9 protein-coding genes are annotated in these 5,744 nt (G+C 28.2%); all 9 read left to right on the top strand.

The window, feature by feature from the left end; genetic code table 11:
• Positions 1 to 85: 85 nt before the first annotated feature.
• The 9 genes from I4U58_RS12325 to I4U58_RS12285 all read left to right on the top strand — a co-directional run bounded on the left by I4U58_RS12325 (position 86) and on the right by I4U58_RS12285 (position 5,615).
• The gene (locus tag I4U58_RS12325; protein ID WP_195931640.1) at positions 86 to 292 is read left to right on the top strand and encodes a hypothetical protein; all 207 of its coding nucleotides are present in this window, start codon (positions 86 to 88) and stop codon (positions 290 to 292) included.
• 303 nt (positions 293 to 595) lie between these two features.
• The gene (locus I4U58_RS14340; RefSeq protein WP_195931639.1) at positions 596 to 1,264 is read left to right on the top strand and encodes a GDSL-type esterase/lipase family protein; all 669 of its coding nucleotides are present in this window, start codon (positions 596 to 598) and stop codon (positions 1,262 to 1,264) included.
• Between the two features lie 26 nt (positions 1,265 to 1,290).
• On the top strand, positions 1,291 to 1,764 hold the full coding sequence (locus I4U58_RS12315; protein WP_207743888.1) for a DUF4358 domain-containing protein: 474 nt from the start codon (positions 1,291 to 1,293) through the stop codon (positions 1,762 to 1,764).
• A 15-nt stretch (positions 1,765 to 1,779) separates the two neighbouring features.
• Positions 1,780 to 3,186 (top strand): MBOAT family protein, encoded by a 1,407-nt coding sequence (locus I4U58_RS12310; protein WP_195931641.1) that lies wholly within the window; start codon positions 1,780 to 1,782, stop codon positions 3,184 to 3,186.
• A gap of 14 nt (positions 3,187 to 3,200) precedes the next feature.
• Entirely contained in the window at positions 3,201 to 4,415 is a 1,215-nt protein-coding gene (locus tag I4U58_RS12305; RefSeq protein ID WP_207743886.1) for a DHHW family protein, read from the top strand.
• A gap of 109 nt (positions 4,416 to 4,524) precedes the next feature.
• Complete coding sequence (locus I4U58_RS12300) at positions 4,525 to 4,722, top strand: hypothetical protein (protein WP_195931637.1); 198 nt, start codon at positions 4,525 to 4,527, stop codon at positions 4,720 to 4,722.
• A 165-nt stretch (positions 4,723 to 4,887) separates the two neighbouring features.
• Complete coding sequence (locus I4U58_RS12295) at positions 4,888 to 5,109, top strand: hypothetical protein (protein ID WP_195931636.1); 222 nt, start codon at positions 4,888 to 4,890, stop codon at positions 5,107 to 5,109.
• 101 nt (positions 5,110 to 5,210) lie between these two features.
• The gene (locus I4U58_RS12290) at positions 5,211 to 5,387 is read left to right on the top strand and encodes a hypothetical protein (protein ID WP_195931635.1); all 177 of its coding nucleotides are present in this window, start codon (positions 5,211 to 5,213) and stop codon (positions 5,385 to 5,387) included.
• Between the two features lie 24 nt (positions 5,388 to 5,411).
• Positions 5,412 to 5,615, top strand: coding sequence for a hypothetical protein (locus I4U58_RS12285; protein ID WP_195931634.1), 204 nt, complete (start codon positions 5,412 to 5,414; stop codon positions 5,613 to 5,615).
• Positions 5,616 to 5,744: the final 129 nt, after the last annotated feature.

Raw genomic sequence — 5,744 nt, 5'->3', positions numbered from 1 at the left:
TATAAAAATTTAATAAAAGTAACTTATCAATACACAAAATCATATATTAAACATAGAAAAACCTTTTTATTTAGGGGGAGAAGCTATGGCAAAATTAGAAGATACTCTTTCAAGATTTTTTGGAGATTGTGGATTTGATTTTAATGGTGGAATTTTAATTATAATTGTTTTAGTATTTTTGTTGTTATGTACAGACTTTTTGGATGATATATTTGACGATGATAATATCTGGATTTGGGTTATATTAATAATTTTACTATTATTTAATTTTGATGATGGATGTTGCTGCTAATAAAATATTTAATAAAAAAGTTAGTTTTTGGTAAAACATTATAAACTAACTTTTTTTACTTTATCATGTTGTAAAACAGTGACATATTTGTTACATTATTACTATTTAATAAAGAAACATAAAATGTTATAATATGTATTGAAATGTAGGATGTTTATAATATTAAGAGGGGGAGTGATTTAAATAAGACTCAAAAAGAAAGTCAAGAGAACTCTAATTGTACTTGGACTTGCAGTTACGGGATTAATTATTACAATTTCTGCAAAGGCTTTAAATGCTCCAGATGCCACAGAAGATCAACAAGTGGCCCAAGGTGTAGAAGCTATAAAACAATTAGAAACTCAAGATGTAGTACAGGTTGAAGAGCAAATAGAAAATATCAAAGCTCAGCATGGAATAAGTGAACAAGTATCAAGTGTAAATACAAATGATACTTCAGCATCAGTAGACTATAAGAAAAAGTTTTCGACATCAGTTATAGCTGGCGACTCAAGAGCTGAAGGAATATCTGCCTACGGAGTATTAACTCAAGCCTCTGTAGTTGCACAAAAAGGTAGAAGTCTTTCAACCGCTGTACAAAATGGTGATATAGACACAGCTATAGGAATGTATCCAAAGAATATGTTTTTAACATATGGAATAAACGATGTAGTAGGCGTTCAAAGTAGTGATGCATTTATTAAATTATATGGAGAGGTTATAGATAAAGTTAAATCTAAATTACCTAACTCAAACATATACATCTGTTCAATACTACCAGTTACAACAGCCGCAGCGAATAAACAACCAAATCTTAAAAATATAGCTCAATGGAATCAAGATTTAAAACAATTATGTGAAGAAAAAGGCGTAAAATTTATCGATGCTAGTAGCATTATGTCAGAAGGTAACTATGAACCTGATGGTATACATTTCGGAGTTACTTGTATAAAAAAATGGTTAGATTTATTTATACAACAAGCCAACTTATAGGAATCTAGAGAGGGTTAATAATAAAGATGAAATTAAAAAAAACAATAACAACTATCGTATCTGTAGTATGTGCATGTACAATTTTAACTGGATGTACAAAAGTTAACGATAACTTAACAGCAAAAGATATACAAAAATCGATAGAAGAAACAGGGCTTGTCGAAAATATGGAAGAGACAGGGACTAAGGGATTAAAAAGATATTACGGCTTAAATGCAAGCGATTTTGACAGTGTAGTATTATATACTCCTGAATCATCTATGGAAGTAGATGAAATGTTAATTGTAAAAGTAAAAGATAAATCACAAATAGACTCTTTAAAAGACACAATTGACAATAGAGTAAATTCACAACTTCAAAGTTTTGGAAGTTATGGACCACAACAATGCGCGTTATTAAATGACTATGAATTAAAGTCAGAAGGAAAATATGTATTTTTTGCAGTATCAGAGAATGCAGAACAACTAAAAGAAGCTTTTAAAGAGGCAGTAAAACAATAGAGGGAGGCGATTAAAATAGTATTCAGTAGTATTATATTTTTGTTTACATTTTTGCCAATAACATTATTACTATATTATGTTAGCCCTAGAGTATTAAAAAATTCGATTTTATTACTAGCTAGTTTAATTTTCTATGCATGGGGAGAGCCTATATACGTATTTTTAATGATAGGTACAATCTTAATAGATTATTTACTTGCAATTTTAATAGATAGAAATAGAGATGATTACAGTAAGTGTAAATGGATATTTATACTTACTATTATTTTGAACGTAAGTATATTAGGATTTTTTAAATATTTTGGATTTTTCGTTAATAACATAAATAGTATATTTAATTTAAATATTCCTTTTGAAGGATTAGCACTTCCAATAGGGATATCGTTCTATACATTCCAAGTATTATCTTATATAGTAGATGTTTACTTAGGAAAAGTTGAAGTACAATATAACTTAATTAATTTTGCAACATACGTTACAATGTTCCCACAATTAGTTGCGGGACCTATAGTTCAATACCAAACTATAGAAGAACAATTAAATACTCGTCAAGAAAGCGTATTTAAATTTGGAGAAGGTGTTGAAAGATTTATACAAGGTTTAGGAAAGAAAATTTTACTAGCTAATAATATAGGGATGTTATGGACAACTATTTCGTCACTAGAATTATCTTCTATATCTGTCCTTACTGCATGGCTAGGTATAATAGCTTATACTTTCCAAATATACTTCGACTTCAGCGCTTACTCAGACATGGCGATTGGATTAGGAAAAATGTTTGGATTTGAATTTATGGAGAACTTTAACTATCCATATATATCAAAGAGTGTTACTGAGTTTTGGAGAAGATGGCATATATCTCTAGGAACTTGGTTTAGAGAGTATATATACATACCTCTAGGTGGAAATAGAGTTAGTGTACCAAAACAAATTAGAAATATATTTGTAGTTTGGGCGCTTACAGGTTTATGGCATGGAGCGAATTGGAATTTCGTAGTATGGGGATTATACTACGGTATTTTATTGTTAATAGAGAAGTTTGTTTTAAAATCTTTCTTAGAAAAAGTGCCAGACAGCATAAAACATACTTATACAATGTTATTTGTAATAGTAGGATGGTTATTCTTTGCAAGTGAGGATCTTGGATTTGCACTTGATTACTTAAAAATAATGTTCTTTGCATCAGGAAATACAATAGTAGATACAGCAGGAATTTATTATTTATACACTAATATAGTGATGTTTGCGATACTTATAGTATTCTCAACACCTATTATAAAACGTACATTAGAAAGTCTTGCTCAAAAATATAGAGATAAATTAATAAATCCATCATTAGTTATATATGGTTTAGTTTTATTTTTAGTTACAGCTTATTTAGTTAATGAAACTTATAATCCATTCTTATATTTTAGATTTTAAAGGTGGTGGGAAATATGACTGAAGCATATAAAACAAAAAATAGAAATATAAAAAATAGACCTAAAAAGAACAAGCCAAAACATAAACATAAGCTTGGCAAAAAATATTGTATATCACTGTCAGCATTATTTATATGTTATATGGCATTCTTTGTCGTAGTAAATACTTTTGGAGAAAAAAGAAGTTTCTCAGAAACTGAAAATAGAGTACTTCAAACAAAACCTAGTTTTTCAATAGAAAAATTGTTAGAAGGAAGATTTATAAGTAAATATGAAGATTATAAAGTAGACCAATTTTATAATAGAGACTTTTGGAATGATGTAAAAGTAAAAGCAGATAAATTACTACTAAAAAAAGAATCTAATGGAGTTTATTTAGGTAAGGATGGCTATTTATTAGATCAATTTGATAAACCTAATGAAGAAAATGTGGCTAAAAACTTAGAAGCTATAAATACATTTGCTGAAAAATACAAAAATGTAAAACAGTATATGTTGATATCACCGACAGCTGTTAACATACTTGGCTCTAATCTGCCTATGGCAGCACCAGCACAAAATCAGCAAGAGTATATAGATAATTATGCCCAAAAATTAGATTCAAATATAAAATTTGTCGATACTTATACAACATTACTTGAGCATAAAAAAGAAGATATATTCTATAGAAGTGACCATCACTGGACAAGTTTAGGAGCATTTTATTCATATCAAAAACTAGCAGATGTTATGGATTTAAGCAAAAAAGATAGTGATGATTATGATATAGAGTTAGTATCTAATTCTTTTGTAGGTGCATTATCGTCTGAAAGTGGATACAAAACAAAAAAAGACAAGGTAAAAGTATATATACCTAAAGATGAAAACGACAAAGTAGTAGTTAATTATGAAGAAGAACAAAAGAAAACAGCTACTTTATATGAAAGTGAGAAATTAGAAGAAAAAGATAAGTATCAAGTATTTTTAGGTGGAAATCATCCACTTGTAAAAATCAATACTGCATCAACAAGTGGCAAAACACTGCTTATTTTTAAAGATTCATATGCAAATAGTTTTGTTCCATTTTTAACATCTCATTTCAGTAAAATTATATTAGTTGACCCAAGATACTATTATGAAGATATAGATGAGCTTATGAAGTCAGAAAATGTAGATGAAGTATTATATCTATATAATGCAAATACATTCTTTAGTGACTCAACTTTAGCGCCAGTATTAAACAACGAATAACATTAAATAACTAAAAATGATAAATTTTGTAACCTTTCGACTTTTATCTGCATAATATTTAGTAAATAAATAATATATTTATTAATATCTAAAAAGGGAGAGGAATATAATGCAAGAACAAAATTTATCAAGATTTTTTGGTGGGGGTTTATTTAATTTCTTTGATGAAGATTTCTTCGGAGGTTTCTTCTTAATAATAATTATATTATTATTAATGGTTGGAGACGACTTAATAGAATGGATAGCATGTAACCCAGAAATGTTAATTTGGATAATAATCTTAGTATTATTATTTAGTTGCTTTTAATTTTTAATTAGCTAATTTTAAACTATCTATATATTAAAAAATAGATTTTTAAGAAATAGGTAACAAATAAATATTTTTATCATAATATATAATAGAGCATAAAGACCTTTATCATTAGAATATGATGGAGGTCTTTTTTGATATATCAATCAAGGAGGGATTTTTATGAATCGTAAATTATCCAGAATGTTTGAATGTATCGGAGGTAGTGGATGGTGGATTATAATTTTATTTTTCCTATTTTTAGTCTTCCAAGAATGTTTTGTAGATATCTGCTTAAGCGACTGGATACCATTTTTAATTCTACTTCTAATCGTTTGTTCATGCGATTGTGATGATAATGACTGCTACGATAATTACCAAAATGGATACACTTGTGGATGCTAAAAAAACTTAGAGATAAATATTTTAAACATTATCACAAATTAACACTTTTGCATATTATAAGTTAAGAGCAAAAGCTCAAACATCAACAGGAGGTAAAAAAAATGTTAGACAGATTATTTGGAGAAGATGGATTCTTTGGAGCAGGAGCATGGTGGATAATAGTATTATTCTTCTTATTCCTAGCATTTGGAGAAAGCTGGGTAGACATCGACATAATGGCATGGATACCATTCTTAATAATATTATTAATATTATGTAGCTGTGGTGGAATATTATAATTTTAAAATAGGGGGAATAGAAAAATGTTAGATAGATTATTTGGAGAAGGCGGATTCTTTGGAGCAGGAGCATGGTGGATAATAGTATTATTCTTTTTATTCTTAGCATTTGGAGAAACTTGGGTAGATATTGATATAATGGCATGGATACCATTCTTAATATTATTATTAATAGCTTGTTCATGTGGCGGATTCTTCGGTGATGGTATTGGAGGATGTGGCTGCTAGTTTCAAATTGAGATTTTATAGAACATAGTCACTGTATAAAATTTATTTTAGGAGAAGGTTGATTTTAAATTGGCCTTCTTTTTTAATTCTAAGGAAAATTTATTTATATATAAAATATTAAAATAGAGA

The organism is Clostridium sp. 1001270J_160509_D11, from assembly GCF_015667935.1.
Lineage (GTDB): Bacteria > Bacillota > Clostridia > Peptostreptococcales > Peptostreptococcaceae > Intestinibacter.
This window is presented reverse-complemented; position numbering and strand designations above follow the sequence as displayed.